General features: G+C 37.6%; 28 protein-coding genes. 23 read left to right on the top strand and 5 right to left on the bottom strand.

The genetic code is table 11. The features are described from left to right. Positions 1–10: 10 nt before the first annotated feature. The 8 genes from BUB43_RS02480 to BUB43_RS02515 all read left to right on the top strand — a co-directional run bounded on the left by BUB43_RS02480 (position 11) and on the right by BUB43_RS02515 (position 8,051). Positions 11–406, top strand: a complete 396-nt coding sequence (locus tag BUB43_RS02480; protein WP_073178045.1) for a thermonuclease family protein — start codon at positions 11–13, stop codon at positions 404–406. Positions 407–757: 351 nt separating this feature from the next. After that, a complete protein-coding gene (locus BUB43_RS02485) occupies positions 758–985 on the top strand; it encodes a hypothetical protein (RefSeq protein ID WP_073178047.1) in 228 nt (75 codons plus the stop codon). A 679-nt stretch (positions 986–1,664) separates the two neighbouring features. Continuing rightward, on the top strand, positions 1,665–2,039 hold the full coding sequence (locus tag BUB43_RS02490) for an ArsR/SmtB family transcription factor (RefSeq protein WP_073178575.1): 375 nt from the start codon (positions 1,665–1,667) through the stop codon (positions 2,037–2,039). Next, positions 2,036–2,638 carry a mercuric transport protein MerTP gene (merTP, locus tag BUB43_RS02495; protein ID WP_073178049.1) on the top strand — a complete coding sequence of 201 codons (603 nt, stop codon included), beginning with the start codon at positions 2,036–2,038 and terminating at the stop codon, positions 2,636–2,638. Before BUB43_RS02490 ends, merTP begins: the two co-directional genes overlap by 4 nt. 47 nt (positions 2,639–2,685) lie before the next feature. Further along, on the top strand, positions 2,686–4,338 hold the full coding sequence (merA, locus tag BUB43_RS02500) for a mercury(II) reductase (RefSeq protein ID WP_073178051.1): 1,653 nt from the start codon (positions 2,686–2,688) through the stop codon (positions 4,336–4,338). A gap of 354 nt (positions 4,339–4,692) precedes the next feature. Then, positions 4,693–4,995, top strand: a complete 303-nt coding sequence (locus BUB43_RS02505) for a hypothetical protein (RefSeq protein WP_002688884.1) — start codon at positions 4,693–4,695, stop codon at positions 4,993–4,995. A gap of 86 nt (positions 4,996–5,081) precedes the next feature. Beyond that, positions 5,082–7,253: a TonB-dependent receptor gene (locus BUB43_RS02510; protein ID WP_073178053.1), complete on the top strand. Its 2,172-nt coding sequence runs from the start codon at positions 5,082–5,084 to the stop codon at positions 7,251–7,253. Between the two features lie 3 nt (positions 7,254–7,256). Next, positions 7,257–8,051 carry a cation efflux transmembrane domain-containing protein gene (locus tag BUB43_RS02515; RefSeq protein ID WP_073178055.1) on the top strand — a complete coding sequence of 265 codons (795 nt, stop codon included), beginning with the start codon at positions 7,257–7,259 and terminating at the stop codon, positions 8,049–8,051. A 154-nt stretch (positions 8,052–8,205) separates the two neighbouring features. Here BUB43_RS02515 and BUB43_RS02520 read toward each other — a convergent pair whose 3' ends face one another. Next, a complete protein-coding gene (locus BUB43_RS02520; RefSeq protein WP_073178056.1) occupies positions 8,206–8,385 on the bottom strand; it encodes a hypothetical protein in 180 nt (59 codons plus the stop codon). Between the two features lie 381 nt (positions 8,386–8,766). Between BUB43_RS02520 and BUB43_RS02525 the strand changes: the two genes are divergently transcribed. From BUB43_RS02525 to BUB43_RS02600, 14 genes are all read left to right on the top strand, one after another. Continuing rightward, complete coding sequence (locus BUB43_RS02525; RefSeq protein WP_073178058.1) at positions 8,767–9,090, top strand: hypothetical protein; 324 nt, start codon at positions 8,767–8,769, stop codon at positions 9,088–9,090. Positions 9,091–9,102: 12 nt separating this feature from the next. After that, positions 9,103–9,453 (top strand): hypothetical protein, encoded by a 351-nt coding sequence (locus BUB43_RS02530; RefSeq protein WP_143154015.1) that lies wholly within the window; start codon positions 9,103–9,105, stop codon positions 9,451–9,453. Between the two features lie 22 nt (positions 9,454–9,475). Then, on the top strand, positions 9,476–10,051 hold the full coding sequence (locus tag BUB43_RS02535; RefSeq protein WP_159430220.1) for a CPBP family intramembrane glutamic endopeptidase: 576 nt from the start codon (positions 9,476–9,478) through the stop codon (positions 10,049–10,051). 172 nt (positions 10,052–10,223) lie between these two features. Continuing rightward, the gene (locus BUB43_RS02540; RefSeq protein ID WP_073178064.1) at positions 10,224–10,478 is read left to right on the top strand and encodes a type II toxin-antitoxin system Phd/YefM family antitoxin; all 255 of its coding nucleotides are present in this window, start codon (positions 10,224–10,226) and stop codon (positions 10,476–10,478) included. Further along, entirely contained in the window at positions 10,478–10,735 is a 258-nt protein-coding gene (locus tag BUB43_RS02545; protein WP_073178066.1) for a Txe/YoeB family addiction module toxin, read from the top strand. The genes BUB43_RS02540 and BUB43_RS02545 overlap by 1 nt, the downstream gene beginning before the upstream one ends. 190 nt (positions 10,736–10,925) lie before the next feature. Continuing rightward, positions 10,926–11,246, top strand: a complete 321-nt coding sequence (locus BUB43_RS11240) for a hypothetical protein (protein ID WP_073178067.1) — start codon at positions 10,926–10,928, stop codon at positions 11,244–11,246. Positions 11,247–11,257: 11 nt separating this feature from the next. Next, the gene (locus BUB43_RS02555) at positions 11,258–11,776 is read left to right on the top strand and encodes a transposase (RefSeq protein ID WP_083541125.1); all 519 of its coding nucleotides are present in this window, start codon (positions 11,258–11,260) and stop codon (positions 11,774–11,776) included. A gap of 65 nt (positions 11,777–11,841) precedes the next feature. Beyond that, on the top strand, positions 11,842–12,345 hold the full coding sequence (locus BUB43_RS02560) for a hypothetical protein (RefSeq protein ID WP_073178071.1): 504 nt from the start codon (positions 11,842–11,844) through the stop codon (positions 12,343–12,345). Between the two features lie 625 nt (positions 12,346–12,970). Beyond that, positions 12,971–14,173, top strand: coding sequence for a DNA adenine methylase (locus BUB43_RS02565; protein ID WP_073178073.1), 1,203 nt, complete (start codon positions 12,971–12,973; stop codon positions 14,171–14,173). A 7-nt stretch (positions 14,174–14,180) separates the two neighbouring features. Beyond that, positions 14,181–14,960, top strand: coding sequence for a protein NO VEIN domain-containing protein (locus BUB43_RS02570; protein ID WP_073178075.1), 780 nt, complete (start codon positions 14,181–14,183; stop codon positions 14,958–14,960). A 1,233-nt stretch (positions 14,961–16,193) separates the two neighbouring features. After that, positions 16,194–16,673 carry a hypothetical protein gene (locus BUB43_RS02580; RefSeq protein ID WP_073178078.1) on the top strand — a complete coding sequence of 160 codons (480 nt, stop codon included), beginning with the start codon at positions 16,194–16,196 and terminating at the stop codon, positions 16,671–16,673. Positions 16,674–16,719: 46 nt separating this feature from the next. Next, positions 16,720–17,013 carry a cupin domain-containing protein gene (locus tag BUB43_RS02585; protein ID WP_073178080.1) on the top strand — a complete coding sequence of 98 codons (294 nt, stop codon included), beginning with the start codon at positions 16,720–16,722 and terminating at the stop codon, positions 17,011–17,013. Between the two features lie 1,127 nt (positions 17,014–18,140). Further along, positions 18,141–18,428 (top strand): hypothetical protein, encoded by a 288-nt coding sequence (locus tag BUB43_RS02595; protein ID WP_073178084.1) that lies wholly within the window; start codon positions 18,141–18,143, stop codon positions 18,426–18,428. Positions 18,429–18,477: 49 nt separating this feature from the next. After that, positions 18,478–19,266, top strand: coding sequence for a GLPGLI family protein (locus BUB43_RS02600; RefSeq protein ID WP_159430221.1), 789 nt, complete (start codon positions 18,478–18,480; stop codon positions 19,264–19,266). A gap of 103 nt (positions 19,267–19,369) precedes the next feature. Here BUB43_RS02600 and BUB43_RS02605 read toward each other — a convergent pair whose 3' ends face one another. The 3 genes from BUB43_RS02605 to BUB43_RS02620 all read right to left on the bottom strand — a co-directional run bounded on the left by BUB43_RS02605 (position 19,370) and on the right by BUB43_RS02620 (position 23,540). Beyond that, positions 19,370–19,672 carry a site-specific integrase gene (locus BUB43_RS02605; RefSeq protein ID WP_159430222.1) on the bottom strand — a complete coding sequence of 101 codons (303 nt, stop codon included), beginning with the start codon at positions 19,670–19,672 and terminating at the stop codon, positions 19,370–19,372. Between the two features lie 624 nt (positions 19,673–20,296). After that, entirely contained in the window at positions 20,297–23,164 is a 2,868-nt protein-coding gene (uvrA, locus tag BUB43_RS02615) for an excinuclease ABC subunit UvrA (protein ID WP_073178089.1), read from the bottom strand. Between the two features lie 124 nt (positions 23,165–23,288). Further along, the gene (locus BUB43_RS02620) at positions 23,289–23,540 is read right to left on the bottom strand and encodes a hypothetical protein (protein WP_073178091.1); all 252 of its coding nucleotides are present in this window, start codon (positions 23,538–23,540) and stop codon (positions 23,289–23,291) included. Between the two features lie 126 nt (positions 23,541–23,666). Here BUB43_RS02620 and BUB43_RS02625 point away from each other — a divergent pair, with 126 nt between their 5' ends. Then, positions 23,667–24,533 carry a sigma-70 family RNA polymerase sigma factor gene (locus BUB43_RS02625; RefSeq protein ID WP_073178093.1) on the top strand — a complete coding sequence of 289 codons (867 nt, stop codon included), beginning with the start codon at positions 23,667–23,669 and terminating at the stop codon, positions 24,531–24,533. Positions 24,534–24,562: 29 nt separating this feature from the next. Here the strand turns inward: BUB43_RS02625 and ytxJ are convergent, their stop codons facing one another. Next, a complete protein-coding gene (gene ytxJ / locus BUB43_RS02630) occupies positions 24,563–24,934 on the bottom strand; it encodes a bacillithiol system redox-active protein YtxJ (protein ID WP_073178095.1) in 372 nt (123 codons plus the stop codon). Positions 24,935–24,956: the final 22 nt, after the last annotated feature.

Raw genomic sequence — 24,956 nt, forward strand, 5'->3', positions numbered from 1 at the left:
AAACAAGAATTTGGGCAAAATAGCTGAAATTCGCCTTTACGGTTTAGATGCTCCCGAAATACATCTTTCAAGAAAAATGCGTGAAGATGAAGCTAAAACAGGTGTTCCTGAATCATTGCTTTTACAGTTAGGTTTGCAAAGTTTAGAATTTTTGTTAAGTATTTGTCCGCCCGGAACAAGAATTACGCTTTTAACGGAAACCAAAAGGAGGACAGATTTTTGGCTAAGAGATTTAGCTTATGTTATACTACCTTCGGGAGAATGCCTCAATGAGCTTTTAATAAAAAATGGCTGGGCTAAAGCAAGTCAATCATATTATTGCACTTGTTTACCTTATTTTCAATATCTTTGTTTTGAAGCTCAAAAGCAAAAGAAAGGTATTTACAGTTTTATAGAACGTTTTTGATTTGTTGGACTTATGTTGAACTTAATAAAGTAATAGGGTAAGAAAATAACCTATTTTAAAGGTTTTATAAACGAATTACTTATATTTGAGTGTTATGCGAAATTTTTTACAAACTTTATGTTAAAATAGTTCCTCTTACACAACACTAAATAAATTAACTGACGACCAATTAAAAAAAGCCTGCACTAATCCTACTGACGGCAACTATGTAACAGTAAAGTCAGGAACATTTAATCTAAGGGATGGAAACACTAGGATTTATATACTCAAAAAAAGAGGATATGGAACATTTCAAATTCCTTATGATGAAGTAAATACAGGAACAGTTTGTGACTTCTAAAAAACCAAAACATGACTACAAAAGAAAAACTATTTAAAATTCTATACTTGGCGTTAATTGAAATTCGCGCTGAATCAAATGATAATAATAAAAAGATATTTGAAATTTCAAATTTGCTTCATAATTTACCTTTAAAACTTTCTAAAGATGATTGTAATTATGATTTATTATATAATGAAATTTTGGGATCTTCTAAATCCAATAACGGATTGAACAAATGGATTGAATCCAATATATAAAATAAATAAAACTTCGCATAATAACTAAGCTTTCGTCTTGGCCGCAGGACACGAGATGAAAGCCTGTTGAACGGAAGCTCCGGTGGCTTTTCAGCAGTATGATGGTCCTCTTATGGGGATGTCGTTTTTAGAGCGCTAAGGCTGCAACGTGACGGGAATAACTGTCGAAGGTACGCCTGCTTCTGCCCAGGATGGAGATATTTCTTTCGAAGCGTTGCGGAAGTTCGGCAAAACCGTTAACTTCGCTCGAGGCACGGTTCAGGAATTTGTTTGTCCTTAAATCCTCCGGAGATTTTTTTTTGTAGCCATTTTATATGTTTTTTAAGGGTTTAATAAAAACAAAGTTACTAAAACGGCGAATGGGAAAAGCTACCGGAGGTTTAGTTCAACAGGGTATTGGCAAAAGACGGGTCGAATTTTGTCTTTGAGAATTCAGTTAACAAAATTCGCAAAAAACTTTTTCGTTTTACTTTTTTTAGTATTTTAGCAAAACGAAAAAAGTTTTTGCTCAGGATGGTTTTCACTTACATTTTGTGTTAGCAGTAGCCCGTCCTTCGCCAATACTTTTTCCGTTAGTGGCAAGGCTATGACGACACAACCCGACAGACAAAATCGGGTTCTTTTTGATATTTTTTATTTTAGTAGTTGCTTAAATAAACAAATTGACTATCTTTGTAATATGGACAACATTTCTTGTATAAGACAACAGGCGGACATTAAGCAAATCAATCGTTGCAAAGACCGTGTTTCAGAACTGAACGGTTCGTTTGACTATTTATCCAACGGACTTGAATTGGCGGGCAACAATGTTAGACTGAAAATCCTGTTCCTGCTTTACGAAGAGAAACAACTCTGCGTTTGCGACCTGAGTGACATTCTCGGAATGACTATTTCAGCAATTTCACAACATCTGCGAAAACTCAAAGACCGAAAACTTATTGAAACGGAAAGGCAAGCACAAACCATTTTCTACTCATTGACAAAAGAGTATGAAAAAATGCTCAAACCGTTTTTCAAAATACTTCACGAAAACAAAATTTTGGAAACAATATGAAAACAGACAAAAAATTAATCGGTGCAGGACTTTTAACAGCAATTGCTGCTTCACTTTGTTGCATCACACCTGTATTGGCTCTTGTTGCAGGGACAAGCGGTCTTGCATCTACCTTTTCGTGGATGGAACCAGCAAGACCTTATCTTATCGGTATCACCGTTTTGGTATTGGGCTTTGCTTGGTATCAGAAACTCAAACCACAAACAGCCGAAGAAATCCAATGTGATTGCGAAGAAGACGAAAAGAAACCTTTTATGCAGACAAAAACATTTTTGGGAATTGTAACCGTTTTTGCAGCCTTGATGCTTGCATTTCCAAAATACTCACACATTTTCTATCCTTCAAACGACAATAAGGAAGTGGTAATCGTCAATGCCTCTGACATTCAAGCGGTAACTTTTGATGTAAAAGGAATGACTTGCAATGGATGTGCTTCACACGTAGAAAATGACGTGAACAAATTGCCAGGTATTATTAAGGTAGATGCGATTTATGAAGAAGCGACTGCCAAAGTAGAATTTGACCAAACCAAAGTGAGTTTAGCTCAAATTGAAGAAGCAATCAACGGCACAGGTTACAAAGTGGTTGGCAAGAAATAGTATTTTTTTGCCTTTTGTATTTAAGTATTTAATTAAATAATTACAAAATGAATAAAGAAACCGTAAAATTTGACATCACAGGTATGACCTGCGACCATTGTGCCACAGGAATTGAAAAACTGCTTACCAAAAAAGAAGGCGTAAAAGAAGCCAATGTGAGCTATTCAAAAGCCACTTGTGAATGTTCTTTTGACCCTGCCAAAACAAGCAAAGAAGAAATCATCAGCACCATCAACGGTACGAAAAATTATCGTGTAAAAGGTGAAATCCCTGATAATGGAAACAGTGGAAATAATCAATTTGATTTAATTATTATCGGTGGCGGTTCGGCTGCATTTTCGGCAGCTATCAAAGCGGAAAGTTTAGGTCTATCGACTTTAATGGTAAACGGTGGGTTGGACTTTGGCGGGACTTGCGTCAATGTGGGTTGTGTACCTTCTAAAAATCTTATTCGTGCGGGTGAAACGGCTTATCACGCTACACATTCCAACTTTGAAGGCATCAAACCAAAAGGCGCTGACATTGATTTTGCGCAAATCATTAAGGATAAGAAAAAATTGGTAGCCACACTTCAAGAAAAAAAATATATGGATGTTGTAAGCGATTTTGAAAACTTGACTATGCTAAAAGGTTGGGCAACTTTCAAAGACAATAAAATCATTGAAGTTGACGGCAAGGAATACAAAGCAATCAAATTTTTAATCGTAACGGGAGCTACTACCAATATTCCGACTATTGAAGGATTGGACAAAATTGACTACTTGACCAATGTTTCTCTTTTCGACTTGGAAGAAAAACCCAAAAGCCTGACCATTATGGGAGCAGGTTATATAGGTTTGGAAATTGCAATGGCGTACAATCGTTTAGGCGTAAAAGTCCGCATTATTGAATTTACAGACCGTGTATTGCGAACACAAACACCTGACATCAGCGAAGCATTGGAAATCCAAATGCGAAAAGAAGGCATTGAAATATTACCCAATTTCAGAGCCGTGAAATTCGAGAAGAACGGAAACGAAACGATAATTCATTGCAAATGCCCTGATGGTTCATTTACGCAAATTGTAGAGAAAGGAAAGGTAGTAATTGCCACAGGAACAAAACCCCATACAAGTCAATTGGGATTAGATAACATTGGTTTGAAACTCACCCAAAGTGGTCATATTGCAGTAAATGAGAAGATGGAGACCAATCTATCCAACATTTACGCAGCAGGAGACGTAGCTAACACCCCCGCATTTGTTTATACAGCAGCCTTTGAAGGTAAAATTGCCGTTGAAAATGCTTTCTCAGGAACAGAAAACAAAGCCGATTATTCTTCTTTACCTTGGGTGGTTTTTACTGACCCACAAATTGCAGGTGCAGGTTTGGACGAAGCACAGGCAGAATCCAAAGGCATTCCGTTTGAAGTTTCAAAATTGGAATTGAAAGACGTACCGAGAGCCATTGCAGCAAATGACACAAGGGGATTTATCAAACTTATTCGCAACACCGAAACGGATAAATTGATAGGTGCAAGAGTAGTCGCACCCGAAGGTGGAGAGCTTATCCAACAATTAAGTATGGCAATCAAATACGGAATAACTGTAAAAGACTTGGCAGACAGTTTTTACCCTTATTTGACTTTGGGAGAAGGCATCAAATTAGCAGCAATAACTTTCGGAAAAGACGTATCGAAATTAAGTTGCTGTGCAAGTTAATCCGACACAAAGGCACACACTCTTGCAAGTCGCACCAGCCTACTCTTGACCAAAACTTGCAAGAGAGAGTGCCTTCCCTACCCTAAAAAATCCTACCTTTGAAAATTGACTAAACCGACTAAAAATAAAGGGCGAACGCACAACATTGTGTATAAGCAATAGCGGGTGAAGTGGTAAATCGAAGGTCTTTGCCTTTAATAAACTTTGTGCTAAACTGAAAGGTTTGTACTTTTAAATCCGCTACTGCTCATACACTTGACCGTTATCTGCAAGCGTAAAACAACGTTCGTGCTAAAAAACGACATTTCGGGAAAATCAAAAAATAACGAAACAATTTTTACCTAACTTTGTAAAATGAAATTTATATCTTTAATATTAGCCGTTTATGTATTGCTGTTATCAGCCGTACCGTCTTTTATTGAGGATAAATGTATGCAGGAACATACCACCGAGCAAGGACAAAACGAACAAGACGAAGATTGCAGTTGCTGTTCGCCTTTTTTCAGTTGCAATACCTGTACAGGCTTTGTAATAACCACATTCCATTTTTCAATTATACATACTATAAAACAACCTAAAAAAAAGTTAGGTATAATAACAGTAACGCCTGTTTCTGATTTTCCCTTTTCAGTTTGGCATCCCCCACAGCTTGCTTAATGTGTAGTGCTATCAGCATAAGCTAATTGTAAGTGGTGTATCGCACCGCTATCATTCATTTATTCACATTAAGTATCATTTTTACAATGAAAAAAATACTCTTTGTGTCATTTTTTATGACACTCAACCTTTGTGTATATGCACAAAATACGTTCAAAGCTGTAATTAAAGACAGCGAAAAAAAAGAGCCTTTAATGGGCGTAACCGCACAGGTAACAGGCACAACAATCGCAACAACTTCCGATGAAAATGGACAAATTATATTAACAGGTATTCCAAACGGTTTGAAGGAAATTCAATTTAGTTATGTTGGTTTTACTCAACGTACCGACAGCTTTAATTTTCCTTTAGAAGATACAACTCTGATTGAGATTTTACTTTATGAAAGTTCAACGGAGTTAGACGGTATTGTAATCACATCTACAAGAAGTACAAGAACTATCCAAAATATTCCTACACGTATTGAATTTATAGGAAGTGAAGAATTAGACGAAAAAGGAAATATGAAAGCAGGGGATATTCGTATGCTTTTGAGTGAGAGTACAGGTATTCACGTACAAACCACATCGCCCACAAGTGCCAATGCAAGTATTCGTATTCAAGGGCTTGACGGACGATATACGCAAATTTTAAAAGACGGTTTTCCTATTTATTCGGGTGCTTCGAGCGGATTGGGTTTGTTGCAAATTCCACCGCTTGACTTAAAGCAGGTTGAAGTTATTAAAGGTTCAACATCTACGCTGTACGGTGGTGGAGCAATAGCAGGTTTGGTAAATCTGATTTCCAAGACACCAACGGAAGAAAGGGATTTGCGTTTTCATTTAAACGGAACATCGGGCAGGGGTTTAGACATCAATGGTTTTTACGGACAGAAGTTTAAGAAAATCGGAACGACAATATTTGCTTCGCATAATCGCAACGGAGCTTACGACCCTGCACAAATCGAGCTTTCTGCCATTCCCCAATTTGAAAGGTATGTACTGAACCCTAAATTATTTGTTTACTTCAATGATAAAACAAAAATGAACTTCGGCATTAACACCACCATTGAAAACCGTTTGGGTGGCGATATGCTTTACATCAAAGGCAAAGGCGATAACACACACCAATATTTTGAAGAAAACAAAACACAACGCTATTCTACCCAATTTGTTTTTGACCATACGGTAAACGAAAACAGTTTTGTACAGATAAAGAACAGCGTAAGTTATTTTAACCGCAATACAGCTATTCCCAATTACGAGTTTGAGGGAACGCAAACAGCCACTTTTACGGAAGCAAGCTATACCCACAGCAAAGAAAAGTCAGAATGGGTAACAGGCGTTAATATTTGGACGGACAATTTTAAAGAAAAGCAGATGACCGCATTTCCGTTGAGGGATTATACTCATACCACATTCGGGGCTTTCGTTCAAAATTCTTTTAAGGCTACCGATTGGCTTCAATTGGAAACAGGTTTAAGGACGGATTATGTGATTGATTATGGAGCTGTTTTTTTGCCAAGAGTATCGGCATTGTTTAAGATTGCAAATGGATTGACTTCACGTGTCGGGGGCGGATTTGGCTACAAAACACCAACCATTTTTACCGAAGAAAGCGAACGCATACAATATCAAAACGTAATGCCTATTAACGATAAAACCAATAAATTAGAAAGGAGCTACGGAGCAAATGCAGACATCAACTACCGTACTAAGATAGGCGATGATTGGACATTCAGCATAAACCAATTGTTTTTTTATACTTATCTGGATAATCCTTTGTTGCTTCAAAATCCATCTGCTAATCTTTATCAGTTCATCAATTCATCGGGCTACATTCATACTAAAGGAACAGAAACCAACGTAAAAATAGGATATGATGATTTGAAACTGTTTCTGGGCTACACCTTTACCGATACCCGATTGATTGAAAACGGAACAACTACCGAAAATCCATTAACCCCAAAACACCGTATTAACTCTGTACTGATGTATGAAATTGATGATAAATGGAAGATTGGTTTAGAAGCCTATTATTTCAGTCCGCAAAAGCTCAATGACGGAACAATAGGAAACGATTATTGGACATGTGGCTTTATGGCTGAAAAGATTTGGGAAAGATTTTCTTTATATATCAACTTTGAAAACTTCCTTGATACAAGACAGACACGTTTCGACAACATTTATACAGGTACTATAACCAACCCTGTTTTTAAAGATATTTATGCACCGTTGGACGGATTTGTAATTAACGGAGGAATAAAATTTAAACTTTAAAAGATGAACAAAACAATATTCAATATTACAAAAATGGATTGCCCAAGTGAGGAGCAATTAATCCGTATGAAACTGCAAAACTTTGATACGGTAAAGTCATTGGAATTTGATATTCCAAATAGAAAACTAAATGTTTACCATAGTGGAAACCCAGAGCCGATTTTTTCAGCTTTGGAAACCTTGAACCTAAATACAACGCTGATTTCAACCGAAGAAACTAACGCAGTTGTTGAAACAAATACAAGCAATAGCCAACGGAAACTACTAGGGACGGTATTGATTATCAATTTCGTTTTCTTTGGATTAGAAATGTTGTTCGGTATTTTTTCCAACTCAATGGGATTGGTAGCGGATAGCTTGGATATGCTTGCCGATAGCATCGTTTACGCATTGGCTTTATTCGCTGTTGGGGGTACGATTGCAAGAAAAAACAATATCGCCAAATTTGCAGGTTACTTTCAAATCCTGTTAGCCGTTATCGGTTTTGTTGAAGTTATCAGACGTTTTATCGGAATAGAAGCGATGCCCGATTTCAAAACAATGATTATTGTTTCTGTTTTGGCATTGATAGCAAACGTATTTTGTCTTTACCTATTGCAAAAGAACAAGAGTAAAGAAGCCCATATGCAGGCTTCGATGATTTTCACGTCAAACGATGTTATAATCAATTCGGGAGTTATCGTTGCGGGAATTTTGGTCAATTGGTTAAACTCGAGTTATCCCGATTTGATTATCGGAGCTATTGTATTTGTAGTAGTGGCAAGAGGGGCATATAGAATATTGAAATTGGCGAAATGAAACCGAAAGAACGCCAGCAGGTAATAACTAAGCTTTCGTTTTGTCCAATAACTAAGCTTTCGTCTTGTCCGCAGGACGGAAGATGAAAGTCCGTTGAACGGAAGCTCCGGTAGCTTTTCAGCCGTATGATGGTCCTCTTATGGGGATGTCGTTTTTAGAGCGCCAAGGCTGCAACATGACGGGAATAACTGTCGAAGGTACGCCTGCTTCTGCCCAGGATGGAGATATTTCTTTCGAAGCGTTGCAGCAGTTCGGCAAAACCGTTAACTTCGCCCGAGGCACGGTACAGGAATTTGTTCGTCCTTAAATCCTCCGGAGATTTTTTTGTAGCCATTTCATGAGTTTTTAAAAGGTTAATAAAAACAAAGTTACTAAAACGGCGAATGGGAAGCTACCGGAGGTTTAGTTCAACATTGTATTTCAATATGCGGGGTTGAATCTTAGCAGTAGAACCATTTGTTATCCCTCAATCACAAAAAATTTCTCCGCTTCCTATTTTTTATTAATTTAGTCAGCGGAGAAAATTTTTGTTTCGGCTCGGTTTAAGTTGAAAATTTCGGTCTTCATAAGCCCCGCATCCAGAAATACTCTCTCGTTATCTGCAACCAAATCAGAAAGTTATCCACTTATTTTCAACAATTTAATTATTCAATGCATAATATAATTATCTTTGAAAAGTGACAAAATATGTTTAACCTTTTAAAATGTTTGTATTATGACAAAACAAGAAATGATGAAAGAACTGACAGAAACAGTTTCTCATCCAAAATTTGAGAGTTTAGTTCGTGAGATTGAAGCACAACCTGAAAAAGACAGGCTGCCTTACGCACAAAAGTTTGCTACTGTTGCAGAATTAAAGAAGCGAGGAGTTCCTTTAAATGACCAGTTTAGAATCTGCATAAGGACATTTGAGGACAGTAAAGAACCAAGTGACGCATACGATAAAATTTTTTCAAATGCACCTGCGGATGTAGGATCCTGGACAATTTGTGCTTCACTAGGTTATGTTTTATGTGTAACAGTCGGATATACCGAATAAAATAATTACATTATGAATGATTTAGCATACAAACCACTTTTAGACAAAACTGAAATGTTGGAAGTTTTGGAAGAAATTGACGAATTTACAGAAAGTGAAGAGTTTAAAAATCTAGTAAATGAATTAAAAAGTCTTCCAGATAGAAATGCAAAATATGACTTCGTTAGAAATGTTGTAATAAACAAAAATGAACAAGAAAAAAGAGGAATTTTCCTTCCAGAAGGTATGTTTATTCAGCGCTCTTATTTCTCAGACGACAGACCCACTCTTTTTTGCATAGTGAAATATTTAAAAGATGGGAAAAGAAAAATGACTATTACATATGATGACGATATTCCAAAGGAAATGTTAACTAGAATTTAATTATGTCCGAAAGAATATGCAGATGCAAATTATTTTATATAGTCTTATAATTTTGATTTATTTTATTTTTAAGGTAAGGAAAGGTCAAGATAAACGCTCTATAATTTGTCGTCATGGCATTTCCTTACCTTATTGTAAATATTATCTTTATGCCTTATTTATAGCAATTTTTTCTATTGTAATTACTTGGGTGCTATTTTGGATATTCCCATTTGATTTTTCCATTTTAAAGAAAACGACATATAATAATTATTCTTTTGAAAATATATCTCTAAAAGTTATTATTTTTATTTTCTTCAGAGAGTTAGTTTTTATAACTTTTGGCGAAGAATTGTTTTTCAGAGGTTTGATAGGTCGATTTCTTTTTAATAAATTCAACTTCACTAAAGGCAATCTACTACAAACAATCGTTTTTCTTATTCCGCATCTATTATTGCTAACAATCTCACTAAAACTTTTTCCAATTCTGATTACTATTGCTATATCTGCTTGGTTTCTTGGATGGCTAACTTACAAATCTAATAGTATTTTTCCAGCGGTATTGACACATACTTTAGTTAATACATTTAGTATATTACTCTTTTTGTCACAAACCTAAACTTGGCTGCAGACAATAACTAAGCTTTCGTCTTGTCCGCAGGACAGAAGATGAAAGCCCGTTGAACGGAAGCTCCGGTGGCTTTTCAGCCGTATGATAACACAAGAAAATGGCGTCAAGAATTTGACGGAACAATATTTGTACATATATTTGTACAATAAAATTTATAAAAATGTTAATTGCCAGCGTTTCAGATTTCAGAAAAGATATCAAAACTTATTTAGACAAGGTTGCGAAAAACTTCGAGACTTTAATTATCAGCCGCGGAAAAGATTCAGGAATTGTAGTGATGTCATTAAATGAATACAATTCTTTAATGGCGACAAACCACGAACTTTCTACTCGTGCTAACGAATTGCGTTTGGACTCCGCCATTGACAAATTAAAATCCAAAAATTCGTTTGAGAAAACGCTAATCGAGGAATAATGAGATATGTTTTTGTAGATGAGTCTTGGGAAGATTATTTGTATTGGCAAAAAACTGACAAAAAGAAACTGAAGCGTATCAATGATCTGCTGAAAGATATTTCACGAAATCCGTTTGAAGGAATTGGAAAACCAGAACCATTGAAACATAAATATTCCGGATTTTGGTCACGAAGAATTGACGATGAGCACAGGTTGATTTATCGTTATGAAGAAGGAGAAATTCAGATTGCAAAATGCAGATTCCACTACGATTAAATCGTTACGGCAGCCAATAACTAAGCTTTCGTCTTGTCCGCAGGACACAAGGTGAAAGCCCGTTGAACGGAAGCTCCGGTGGCTTTTCAGCAGTATGATGATCCTCTTATGGGGATGTCGTTTTTAGAATTTAGATACACAAAGCAGTTTTTTAGGAAGGACTGCTTTTTTTTGTGGCGTTGGGTAGCCTTTGGAAGTGGTTTCTGCGGGGTTTCACTTGTCTGTAGGGCACAGCTTCCCTTACCCGCAAAGGTTATTCCGCAGAGAAAGGTTGGGTAACGAAAAGAAAGTCCTGCGGCGGACCGCGCTGCCCGAAAACGGCAATGGGCGCAAAGATTATCTCTTTGCCTTGAAGCAAGAGTGGGATTCCTACAAACACCTCCAGCAACAAATCATGGATACGGATTTGCAGATCGACCGGCTCCTGAAGGAATTCATCGAAAAGGACGACCATAAGAAACAGCATACCATTGAAAAAAAAAGCACAAGCGTAAAAATAAAAACGCAGTAAGCCAAACCGACATGAATTTAATTGCTTACCAATATTTTGAAGGGATAGACTTGATGGCGATTGAGGGGGTAAGCGAAGGGTTGATTATGGCTCTCATCGCAGAAGTCGGATTAGATGGGATTAGAAAATTCCCCACTGCAAAACAATTCACCGCATGGCTCAGGCTCGCCCCCAACAACAAAATAAGTGGTGGCAAAGTATTATCCAACCACATTCCGAAGGGAAGTTCGCGGCTGAAAATAGCATTCAGAAACACGGCCAATGCCATCGGCAACCTAAAGGAGGGATGGCTCGCTGAGTTCTTCAAAAGATTAAGCTACAAAAAAGGAAGGGCAACTGCTGTTTCTGCACTCGCCCGAAAGCTCGCCGTCATTATATGGAATATGCTCGTTAAGGGGCAAGGTTACAATCCGCCTTCACAATACCTTTTTCTGGACGAGAAAAGAAAAATAGCAGCAGCCAAAAGAATACAAAAACAAATCACTAAATTTGGACTGACTAATAAGGATATTGAATTCAAAACAATTTGATTATCAATAGTAAAGTTTAACGTTAGTCAGAATTTTAAAACAAACATTTAACAAAATATTATATTATGAAAATTATTTCGGTCGCTGGTAGAGGAAATTTTATTATTCAACGGGATAACTATGAAATTTTACAAGTTAAATATAAAAACTGGTTTTCAAGTAACGCAAAGACTAAACTAGGTAATGAAAATATTGAAATAAAAGCAAAAAATATCTGGCAAAGTAAATTTGATATTATAAAAAATAAAAAGGATGTAGGTGATATTATCTTTAATTGGAAGGGAGATATAATTATTAGAATACTAAATAAAGAAAATATTGAAGAGAATTTTTTACTTAAATCAAAAGGATTTTGGAAATCGTACTTTGAATTAATAAATGAAGAAGGAGAAATAGTTTGCATTTTAAATTCTAGTGTAAATTGGAGTAAATTAAACTACAATTATGAAGTTGAAAATATTACAGATAAATATGATGAAATTAAAATTTATGAACTAACTATTTATTCAGTTTTTGGTGCAAATATATACATGATGATGATGACTGCTGCTGCAACTGGTGGAGTCTAAAAAAAACTTCTGCTAATAACTAAGCTTTCGTCTTGTCCGCAGGACACAAGATGAATTGAAAATCACTGAACACCTAATTAAATAATAGACAAGTGAAGTAAAGCCCGTTGAACGTAAGCTCCGGTAGCTTTTCAGCAGTATGATGGTCTTCTTATGGGGATGTCGTTTTTAGAGCGCCAAGGCTGCATCGTGACGGGAATAACTGTCGAAGGTACGCCTGCTTCTGCCCAGGATGGAGATATTTCTTTCGAATCGTTGCGGAAGTTCGGCAAAACCGTTAACTTCGCTCGAGGCACGGTACAGGAATTTGTTGGTCCTTAAATCCTCCGGAGATTTTTTTTTGTAGCCATTTTATATGTTTTTTAAAAGGTTAATAAAAACAAAGTTACTAAAACGGCGAATGGGAAAAGCTACCGGAGGTTTAGTTCAACATAGTATTTGCAAAAGCGGGTTAAAGGGCTTCGATTGGAGATTTGTACAAATTTTATCATTCTTCCTTCGATTGAACTTTAGTGCTAAAAATCCCCGCCTTCGGCAATATTCAAACCGTTAGCCGTTATGCTACAGCGACAGTGCAAAATTCGACAGATAACCTCAAATGGCAAATATTTAGTAAATTAGCAAAATGAATACTATTGTAGCTGAACCAGTAGAAACGTACAATCAAGTTGGACTTGGTTTGACTAACTATGTGCATACAAGAAGACTTTCCCCAATCTTAAAGTGGGCAGGAGGAAAAGAACAAGAGCTGAAATACATACTACCCAATTTACCACAAGAAAAATTCAACGATTATTACGAACCATTTGTGGGTGGTGGTGCAGTTTATACAGCAGTTCAAGCAAACAAATATTTCATAAATGACAAATCAGACGAGTTAATAACTCTTTATCGAAGTTTCACGAACAGCGACAGACAATTATTTTTCAAAGCTCTTGACGAAATAATTCATAATTGGGATTTACTAACAACAGTAATTCAAAACAACGAAAAGTTTTTTATTCAAACATATAAAAAATACTCAACTGACAAAATAGACGACAATAAACTCAAAGACATTTTATTTGAATTTATTTTGACACACTCTGACCAATTCAATGGAATGTTTTCAACCATTTTCAACTTCAATATTGAAAATTTTATCAAAGAAATTAAAATAAACCTCATTCGTAAAATCAAACGAATGAAAGAACTTGAAAAGCTTAAAAACGTTCTTCCTGACAACGACATTTTGGATAACATCGAAACTGCATTAAAAAGTGCATTTTATATGCACTTCCGACATATTTATAATAACACCAAAAAATATAAAATCAACAATGCTTTCAAATCTGCAATTTTTCTATTTATAAGAAACTTTGCATATAGTGGTATGTTTCGCTACAACGCAAAAGGAGAATTTAACGTACCATATGGTGGAATTGCGTACAATAGAAAAAACTTTCAAAAGAAAGTTGATTATTTGAGAACAGAAGAACTAAAATCTTTGCTTGACAATACAATAATTGAAAATGAAGATTTCGAAGCGTTTTTTGAAAAGCATATACCATCAAAAAATGATTTCATTTTTCTCGACCCACCTTATGACAGCGAGTTTAGCACTTATGCAAAGAATGAATTTACAAGAAAAGACCAAGAAAGATTGGCTAATTATTTAATAAACAAATGCAAAGCCAAGTGGATGATGATCATTAAGAATACAGATTTTATTTTTGGGTTATATGATAAAAAAGGATTGAACATTCAATCGTTCGACAAAACATATTTAGTTAGCTTTATGAATAGGAATGACAAAAATGTAGAACATCTTTTGATTACAAATTATTAAAATACTAATGGCAGCACATACAGAAGCTCAAATAAGACGAGCAATAAAGCCATTATTAACTGTTTATGGCGAATTAAACACATCAGAAGTAAAAAAACTTCTGCATACAGTTTTAGAATTTAGTGAAGAGGACAATATACCTTCAACAACACGAAACGAAGTTCTTATTATTCAACGAATAGGAAATATTGTTGCTCATCAGCAGGAAACAAGAAAAGTATATGATGAGGGTTTTGTACTTGACAAGAGCTCACGTCCTGCAAAATTTTCTTTATTAAATCCTATTTCACAAGCAGTTATTCCACCTGCGGAAATTACAACTATAAAGGAAAAAACAAGACGCTTCATTGCTCGTAAAGTTGATTGGGAAAAAGCAAGAGATAGAAATAATGAAATTGGCGACCAGGGCGAAGAATTTATATTAGAGTTTGAAATTGACCGTTTAATTGAAGTGCTTTCAATAGACAGGATAAGTGCTATACAAAATGTTCAGCATTTGAGCCGATTGCAAGGTGATGGTTTAGGCTATGATATTTCCTCAATAAATGATTGTGGTTCACCTCGTTATATAGAAGTGAAAACAACGAGTGGAGGTTTCAATCAACCATTCTATATGAGTAAAAATGAAAAGAACTTTTTCGAGGAATATGGAGATTCTGCATTTATATATCGAGTTTACAATTTTAATAGAGAAACAAGACATGGTGATGTTACGATAATAACTCAAAATGAACTTTTTACCAATTTCAACTTCGATACTATAACTTGGCAAGTAACACCAAAATAAAAAGCACAAACGCACAATAACTAAGCTTTCGTCTTGTCCGCAGGACAGAAGATGAAAGCCCGTTGAACGGAAGCTCCGGTGGCTTTTCAGCCGTATGATGGTCCTTTTATGGAGTTGTCGTTTTTAGAGCGCCAAGGCTGCAACGTGACGGGAATAACTGTCGAAAGTACGCCTGCTTCTGCCCAGGATGGAGATATTTCTTTCGAAGCGTTGCAGAAGTTCGGCAAAACCGTTAACTTCGCCCGAGGCACGGTTCAGGAATTTGTTTGTCCTTAAATCCTCCGGAGATTTTTTGTAGCCATTTTATATGTTTTTAAGGGTTAACAAAAACAAAGTTACTAAAACGGCGAATGGGAAAAGCTACCGGAGGTTTAGTTCAACAAGGTATTTCTATTAGCGGGGTTGAATATATAATAGAAAAACCCGATGCATTTAGTCGCGCCTGCTTTTTCGTTCCACAATTTTTTTTGTAGTTTAGTTCCACGAAAAAAGCATTCGCTTCGGTTAGTCGAAATTGAACCTTTCGGTTAAATTTAGCCCGCCCTTCGCAAATACTTTTCCCGTTATGTGATATGGCATCAAAAATCACGCTTCGAAATAAATTCCACGATTTTGAGTGATTAAATAGAAACTGAATCCAGACCGAAATGTGCGTGAAAACAAGGTCTGAATTCATTTTCTGCTTGACTGACTGAATAAATTACGGACTTGACTTAAAAAACTGATTTCTGACACCACATCACTAACGGAATCTCTGCGTGAAATAAAATTTAACGCCTTAAATTTACGCTGTTGAATAAAAAAATTCCGCTTGAAAAATAACTTCCTGAAACTAAAAAACGCTGACAAAAATTCGCGCGCAAATCCTTTCCGAAAAAATTTTTGAATTTTAACGTTCTGAATATTTTTCGTGCCTGACTTTTACAAATTTGACGCTGAATTTTTAAAATTTTGCTGACTAAAAAGACTGCTGAAACTGAATCTAACCGAATAAAAATGTCGCAAAATTGCCACATCACATAACATCGGTTTTGCAAAAGCGGGGATAAATTTCTCTTGCGTTGAAAGTTTCGTCATTATTAGTCGCAAAAAACCATTTCGTTTTTTATTTTTTTGTAATTTTGAAAAAACGAAAATGGTTTTTGCTTGGTGCAGTTTTAATAGAAATTTTAGGTGTAAAAGCCCCGCCTTCGCAAAGCCGCCGGGCCGTTGGCAAACATTGAAAAATAAGAAATGGAATATTTCACATTAGCGAGAGTAATTCATGTAATTGCGGTCATTTTATGGATTGGTGGGGTGTCAATGGTGACAACTGTATTAATACCTGCAATAAAAAGAATGAAATCGAAGGAAGAACAAATAAAGACTTTTGAAACTATTGAAGGGAAATTTGCCCTACAAGCTAAAGTTACTACTCTCTTGACAGGACTTTCGGGATTTTATATGCTATACGAATTAAATGCGTGGAACAGATATTTAGATTATCGCTTTTGGTGGATTCATGCTATGACGTTGGTGTGGATAATATTTTCTTTGATTCTTTACGTACTTGAACCATTCATACTTCACAAAGTATTTAAGAAATACGCTAGCAAAAATCCTGAAAAGACATTTGGGATTATGCATAAACTTCATTGGGTATTGTTAATAATCAGTTTAATAACGACAGCCGGAGCAGTAGCGGGAAGTCATGGTTGGTTTTGGTTGAAATAAAATAAGAACATATGAAACAAAATTTAAAATTTGAGAAGTTCTTAATTTGAAAGAAAGTATAGCTTATTCACCAGGAGCAACTGTCAGCAAGATTGTGGCTAAGAATAAGTGTGGTTCAACTACTTTGTTTTCTTTCGATAAGGGACAAAATCTCAGTGAACATACTGCACCATTTGACGCCATTGTAATTATCCTTGATGGAAAATGTGAGATTTCAATTGCAGGGAAGCAAAATATGTTGACTGAAGGACAAATGATTGTAATGCCAGCAAATATCCCACATGTATTGGAAGCAACGGAAGCATTTAAAATGATTCTAATAATGATGAAATCTGAATAAGAGAACAAATTAAAAACAACGATTTGCCAACATTGGCTATACGTAATGCGGGCGAAAGTGCTGATATGAAAGTAATTACATTAAATAAACCAACAGCTAAACGGAAAGTGAAGTGCCTTGAAATCCCGCATTACGCATAGCCGAGACCTTTGTACAACATTTAAAACAAACTCCCCATAAAAATATTAAAAATGAAAAAACTTCTAACATTGTTATTTTTTGCACTAATCGCTATTTCTACGGTAGCCTGCCTGAGGGAAGGCGAAGAAAAGGGTAAGTGGTCTACTTTTTTGACAGTTTGTAAATATAGTTTTTTCAATTGAAATTTGCACCTGCCAACCGAAACGGAATTAGGCTCTGCTGAGGAGCAACCAACAAAACAGCTGTTATAATTCTATCAAATCTTTCAGCTTATTGTGTTTTGAATTGATAAACGAAACAGAAAAATAATAACGACAGCTAATAATAACTAAGCTTTCGTTTTGTCCGCAGGACAGAAGATGAAAGCCCGTTGAACGGAAGCTCCGGTAGCTTTTCAGCTGTATGATGGTCCTCTTATGGGGATGTCTTTTTTTAGAGCGCCAAGGCTGCAATGTGACGGGAATAACTGTCGAAGGTACGCCTGCTTCTGCCCAGGATGGAGATATTTCTTTCGAAGCGTTGCAGAAGTTCGGCAAAACCGTTAACTTCGCTCGAGGCACGGTTCAGGAATTTGTTGGTCCTTAAATCCTCCGGAGATTTTTTTTTGTAGCCATTTCATGAGTTATTAAAAGGTTAATAAAAACAAAATTACTAAAACGGCGAATGGGAAAAACTACCGGAGGTTTAGTTCAACTTAGTATTTGCAAAAGGCGGGGTTGAAACCAAGTAGAAAGACCAGTTGCATTTAGTCGCAAATTGCTTTTCATATTACAATTTTTTGTATTTTAGTAATCTGAAAAAGCAATTTGCTTCGTTCGGTCGAAATTGAACCTTTCGGTTAAATTTAGCCCGCCCTTCGCAAATACTTTTTCCGTTGTAGGAAATTTTACAAAAACCGCTCTTACTTTGCGTCTTGAAAGTATAGCATAGAAAGTTTTAAAGAGCCGTTATAGATAAATTATTGTTTAATTTAATTTTTTTTAAAAATGAAAAAAGTTTTTATTTTAAGTGCTATATTAATTGGTAGCATGACATTTGCCAGTAGTTCAACAAAGGAAATTAACATTGTTGGCAACAAAAAGTTAGAAATAACATCCGAACAAAAGAGTTTACTTCTAACAACCTTTAAAGGAAGCATAAAAGCCTTAAATGAGGACGGATTTACATGGTATGATTCTTGTGGTGGATCCCACTATTTTTCATTTTTCAAATATTTTTCAATATTTGAGATAATCGAGGAAATATGGTCAATGGATGCTGAATACTGCCCATAAATTTCGAGGGGGTGATTACACCCCTTCTTTAGCATTAAACATTTATTATATGAAATACATAATCTTTGTGATCGTTTTTATATCACAATTTTTTTTTAGTCAATCTAACAGTTATAAAGTTACTTACAAAATTAATTTTGTAAAAGATTCCACAGAACAAAATTATAAATTCGATGAATTGTCATATCTTTTTTTTAATTCTAAAAAATCATACTTCTTATCACTAAACAAATATAAATCTGACTCAACACTTTATTCATTAAAGAATAACAAAAACGCAACCATAACAAATTCTTTGAATCGACCAAGATATACATCTAATTTTAATTTTTCAATTGAAAAAGCTAATGATTCAATAATTTTTAAAGAGAAAATTGCAGGAGTAGGAAATTTTATTTACTTCGAAAAAAACAATTTAAAAAATAATTGGAAAATAGATTTACAAGAATTAAAAGTATTGGGATATAACTGTAAAAGGGCATCTTTAACATATGGAGGCAGAATTTGGTATGCATGGTTTACAAATGAAATTCCAGTATCAGAAGGCCCTTATAAATTTAGTGGTCTTCCAGGTTTAATTTTAAGAATAGAAGATTCAAAAAAACAATACTATATAGAAGCAATTGGAATTTCAAAAACGGAATTTCCTGAAAATATTATCTATAAGTATAGTCAGGAAATATTGACAAATAGAGAGGAGTTTATTAAAGTAAAAAGAAATTATTATCAAAATCCCGTTCAAGCATCCAATGGGAGAATGAATTATATTGACAAAGTTAAAGAAAGAGAATTTATAGAAAGAATGAGAAAAAATAACAATCCTATTGAATTACAATAAAAAACTTCCTACAATAACTAAGCTTTCGTTTTGTCTGCAAGACAAGAAATGAAAGCCCGTTGAACGGAAGCTCCGGTGGCTTTTCAGCGGTATGATGGTCCTCTTATGGGGATGTCGTTTTTAGAAATCTTCGATAATTTCCGAAGCGCATACCGGTGGTGCAGCCGAAAACGAAAAGATCCCTCACTTTCTCAAGCCTCTTATTGTTCGAGAGATCGTAATCGTAGGTGGCTTCCACCTGCTGCATATTAAGCGCGATTTCGTCCGTTCGGAACTTCGGGGGCTTTTTGAATTTTGTGAAACTGCTGTTATAAGTATATTGCTTGTTGAAAGCCCAGGCAAGGAAAGTCTTAAGTAAACCTGCGTTTTTGTGCACCGTGTTCGCCGAATGTTCCCGTTCTTCCACGCAATATTTCAAGAAGAGAGTAGGTTTTTTAGTTAAATTTCTCCAATGTCAGTTTGACCTTCGTCCTATTTTGAAAATCCTCCAGAAGCTTCTTGTTGCATTTATAGCGAGTCAGTGTTGATTTCGAGATCGCATTACCACTAAAATCACTCTCTTTATCCAATATAAATTCGTCATAAATACGGAAGAAATCGGAAGCGGCTTTTGATTTCTTGAATTCCGCGTCTAATTTTTGCTTTACAGTTTTAGTGGTAAGTTCTTCATTGATGTTCTTATAGCGGTTTACTATCTCGGTGAACAGGCCGCTGTAGCGGTCGAGTTGCTTTTTGATGCTTCTGTGGTTTTCTGCCCTCTTCGTCCTTCCGTTAAGATCATTCGGGCACGATTCTTAAAATCCCACTCCTTGAGGTGAATCTTCTCGCCTTGTTGAATAGATGAATGACTTTTTCTCGTGGTCAAAAAATGACCGGAAGTATATCAGGGTCTCGTGGTCAGAATTAGGCTCCTTAAGTTTAAAGCTGAAATTCATAGGTGCCAATACTTTAATATTTAAACATAAAATCGGCTTATGTCTACTTATGCAAATATATGTAAAGTATTGATTTATAATACAGTTGCGAAAAACTATATATGATCAAAATGCCTAAGTTCGTTTTCCTCCATCTCCCTTTTCAGGAATTTTCCGGTTAAGGATTTTCTGGATTTAATGATGTCTTCCGGCGTGCCTTCCGCCACGATGGTTCCGCCGTTCTTTCCGCCTTCCGGCCCAATGTCTATAATGTGATCGGCCAGCTTTATCACATCCATATTATGTTCGATGATGATGAACGAATTGCCCAGATCCACCAGTTGATTAATGGCATCCATCAGGATTTTCACATCTTCAAAATGCAGTCCGGTAGTTGGTTCATCCAGGATGTACAGCGTGTTTCCGGTTTGCCGCTTGCTGAGTTCGGTAGCCAGTTTTATCCGCTGCGCTTCACCGCCGCTCAAGGTTGTGCTCTGCTGTCCGAGCGTGATGTAGCCTAAGCCCACATCCTGCAGGGTTTTTACTTTGTTAAAAATTTTCGGGATGGGCTGGAAGAATTCCACCGCATCGTCCACCGTCATTTCCAGCACATCAGAAATCGATTTGCCCTTGTAGCGCACCTCCAGCGTTTCACGGTTGAAGCGCTTACCGTTGCAGGTTTCGCAATGCACATAAACATCCGGCAGGAAATTCATCTCGATGACGCGCAAACCTGCACCCTGACAGGTTTCGCACCTACCGCCCTTCACATTGAAGGAAAACCTTCCCGGTTTGTAGCCGCGGATTTTCGATTCCGGAAGTTCGGCGAAAAGATTGCGGATGTCCGTAAACATTCCTGTGTAGGTTGCAGGGTTTGAGCGCGGCGTTCTGCCAATCGGCGTCTGATCCACATCCACAATTTTGTCGATGTTTTCCAGCCCTTCGATTTTTTTGTAAGGCAAGGGTTCCTGCACTGCCCTATAAAAATGTCGGTTGAGAATCGGGTACAGCGTGCCGTTGATTAGTGAAGATTTTCCGCTGCCGGAAACACCGGTTACCACCACCAGCTTTCCCAGCGGAATTTTCAGGGTCACATTTTTCAGGTTATTTCCCGTGGCACCCTTCAGCACGATGCTTTTGCCGCTGCCTTCCCTCCTATTTTCCGGGATTTCTATTTTTCTTTTTCCGCTGATGTAGTCCGCCGTTATCGTTTTCGCCCTTTTCAGTTGGGAAGGCTTTCCCTGCCAAAGCACTTCTCCGCCGAATCTTCCGGCTCTTGGCCCGATGTCCAGCAGTTCATCGGCTTCCAGTATCATATCCTTATCGTGCTCCACCACGATTACGGAATTCCCAATATCCCGAAGGTTTTTTAGCGAATTTATCAATCGCTCGTTGTCTCTTTGGTGAAGCCCGATGGAAGGTTCATCCAGGATGTAGAGCACATTCACAAGCTGAGAACCAATCTGCGTGGCAAGCCTTATCCGCTGAGATTCTCCGCCGGAAAGCGTTCGCGAACTTCTGTTTAAACTTAAATATTCCAGGCCTACATCCAGCAGAAACTGCAGCCTTGTTTCTATTTCCTTTAAAATTTCATCGGCTATGATGAGCTTGTTTTTAGGGAATTTTGGGCGAAGATTTTTTAACCATTCCTGAAAATCCAGAAGGCTCATACTGCTGACCTCCGCTATATTTTTATTGTCAATTTTAAAGGCGAGACTTGATTTTTGCAGGCGTGTTCCCGAACATTCCGGGCAGGTTTCTTCCGTGGTGAAATGCCTTTCCAGAAGCACCGCATCGTAATTATCCCTATTCTCTATCAGCTCTTCAATCAGCGGCACAAGGCCTTCGAAATTTACCTTGATTTTCTTCGTAATTCCGGCGTGTTTCAGCTCTTTGCCCACTTCTTTCTGCGCGCCATAATAGATTAAATCCAATGCTTCCTGCGGAATTTCGGCAAAAGGCGTTTTTAAATTTTTATCAAAAATTTCAAGGATATTTTTAATTTGTGATAAAATCCAACGGTTGGATTTAATGTCATCCAATGGTAAAAGTGCGCCCTGCTCAATAGAAAGTTTTTCGTTTTCCACGAAGTAATCGGTATTCACTTTCTTTATCGTGCCGAGGCCTTTGCAGTTCGGGCAGCTGCCTTTCGGCGAATTGAAGGAAAAGGTGTTGGGCTCCGGCAAAGCCATCGATTGTCCGCTCTCCGTATCCATCAGGTTTTTGGAAAAATATTCCATTTCATCGCCGTTCAGCTTCTGAATTCCGATGATGCCTTCGCCCATATCCATCGCCGTTTTCAGCGATTTCTCCACCCTTGCTTCGGATGCCGCTTCGCCGATTATCAGGCGGTCTATCACGATGTCGATATCGTGCGTTTTGTAGCGGTCTAGTTTCATATCGGGCGTTATTTCGCGCAGTTCACCATCGATTCTTGCCTGAGAGAAACCTTTGCGCGACATCTGCACGAAAAGTTCACGGTAATGCCCTTTTCTTGAACGGACAACCGGCGAAAGCAGGTAGATTTTTTCGCCCTTGTAATTTTCCTTGATGGTTTCCAGAATTTGCTCCGGGCTATAGCTTACGAGTTTTTTTCCGCTTGAAAGCGAGTAGGCATCGGATGCGCGCGCAAAAAGCAGCCGCAGAAAGTCGTAAAGTTCCGTGATGGTGCCTACCGTAGAACGCGGATTTTTGTTGGTGGTTTTCTGCTCGATGGCTATCACCGGTGAAAGCCCTTCGATTTTATCAACATCCGGCCTTTCCAAACCGCCGAGGAACTGCCTTGCATAGGCGGAAAATGTCTCGATGTAGCGGCGCTGCCCTTCCGCAAAAATGGTATCGAAAGCCAGGGAAGATTTTCCTGAGCCGGAAAGCCCGGTAATCACCACCAGCTGATTCCGCGGGATTTTCACATCGATGTTTTTCAGGTTGTGCTCCCTTGCACCGTAGATTTCGATAAATTCCTGTTCTGCCTTTTGGCTCATACTTGAAATTAAAACTTTCAAATTTACGGTTTATTTGGAGACTTTGGAGATTTAGAGATTTGGGGATTTAGAAATTGGGAAATTAAGAAATTGGGGATTTGCGAAACTTTTTTATCCCCTTCATTTAATGATCAATTTCCTTCACGAATTCGCCGAGAAGTTTTTTGGCAGTTCTGAATTCGATAAATGCGCCGATGTTCAGCATCTCATCAAAAGTGGAGCAAGGATCAATATTGGCAAAGCCACCGTTTTTAGCGACAAGTTCTCCGCCTTCAGCAATCATCGCCTTCAGCTTTTCCTGCGGAATTTCTCTGAATTTCTCATCAAGCTCCACCATCTTTTCATAATGCCTTTCGGTAAAGTTGAAATCTTTCATTGCTCAATTTTTTCTGAAACAAATTTAATCAATCATCGCTTATCGCTTAGCAAATTATAAAAATTGTAACCTTTCCCGAACTTTCTTCGTATATAAAATTGTAGCCGTAAAAATTGGTGAAAAAGAATGAGACAGTTAAAGATTACAAAACAGGTTACCAACCGTGAAACAGCATCGCTCGACAAGTATTTGCAGGAAATCGGCAAGGTGGATTTGATTACTGCGGATGAAGAGGTGGAGCTGGCGCAGAAAATCCGTGCCGGTGACCGTGCAGCGCTGGAAAAGCTGATAAAGGCGAACCTACGCTTCGTGGTTTCCGTGGCGAAGCAGTATCAGAATCAGGGGCTTTCCCTTCCAGATTTGATTAACGAGGGCAACCTTGGCCTGATGAAGGCGGCGAAAAGATACGATGAAACGCGTGGTTTTAAATTCATTTCCTACGCCGTTTGGTGGATTCGCCAGTCCATTTTGCAGGCATTGGCAGAGCAGTCCAGAATTGTGCGGCTGCCGCTGAACAAGATTGGCTCCATCAACAAAATCAACAAGGCGTACGCCCACCTTGAGCAGGAAAACGAGCGGCCACCTTCACCGGAAGAGCTGGCGGAGGTTTTGGATATGAGTGAGGACGACATCAAGGAATCGATGAAGAATTCCGGGCGGCACCTTTCGATGGATGCACCTTTGGTAGAAGGCGAAGATTCCAACCTTTACGATGTGCTTCGTTCCGGCGAATCGCCAAGCCCTGATAAGGAACTGATGCTGGAATCCCTGCAGATTGAAATCGAGAGGGCGCTGCAAACGCTTACGCCGAGAGAAGCCGATTTGGTGCGGCTATACTTCGGGCTGAACGGCAAGCATCCGATGACTTTGGAAGAAATCGGCGAGACTTTCGACCTGACGAGAGAACGCGTTCGGCAAATCAAGGAAAAGGCGATAAAGCGCCTGAAACACAACACGAGAAGCAAGATTCTGAAATCTTATCTCGGGAAATAATTTTTCGGCTGCCAATTTGGCAGCCTTTTTTATGGCACCAAACTGATGCTGATGTTGTTGTGCGAAGCGTGATTCACAACCTTGCCATCCTTAATCACGATTAGCTGCGGACTTTGGTGCGTAACGCCGAAATCTTCCGCAATTTTATTGGAAATCTGGCGGTATTTCAACAAGTCTAAAAGATAAAATTCGGCATCGCCCTGATAAGATTTTATTTCGGCTTCGAAATTCTGCAACACCGTTTTACTGATGAAGCAGCGCGTGGAATGCTTGAAAATCGCCACCGGATTTTGATAAGAATTCTCAATCGCCTGTCTTATATCGTCATCGGAATTTATTGAATGCCAAATATTTGCAGATTCATCTTCGCTGCCCCCTAATAATTTCGAGAAAAAACCCATAGCTAATTTTTTGTAAATGTCG

The sequence above is a fragment of the Cruoricaptor ignavus genome (assembly GCF_900141665.1).
In the GTDB taxonomy this organism is placed as follows: domain Bacteria; phylum Bacteroidota; class Bacteroidia; order Flavobacteriales; family Weeksellaceae; genus Cruoricaptor; species Cruoricaptor ignavus.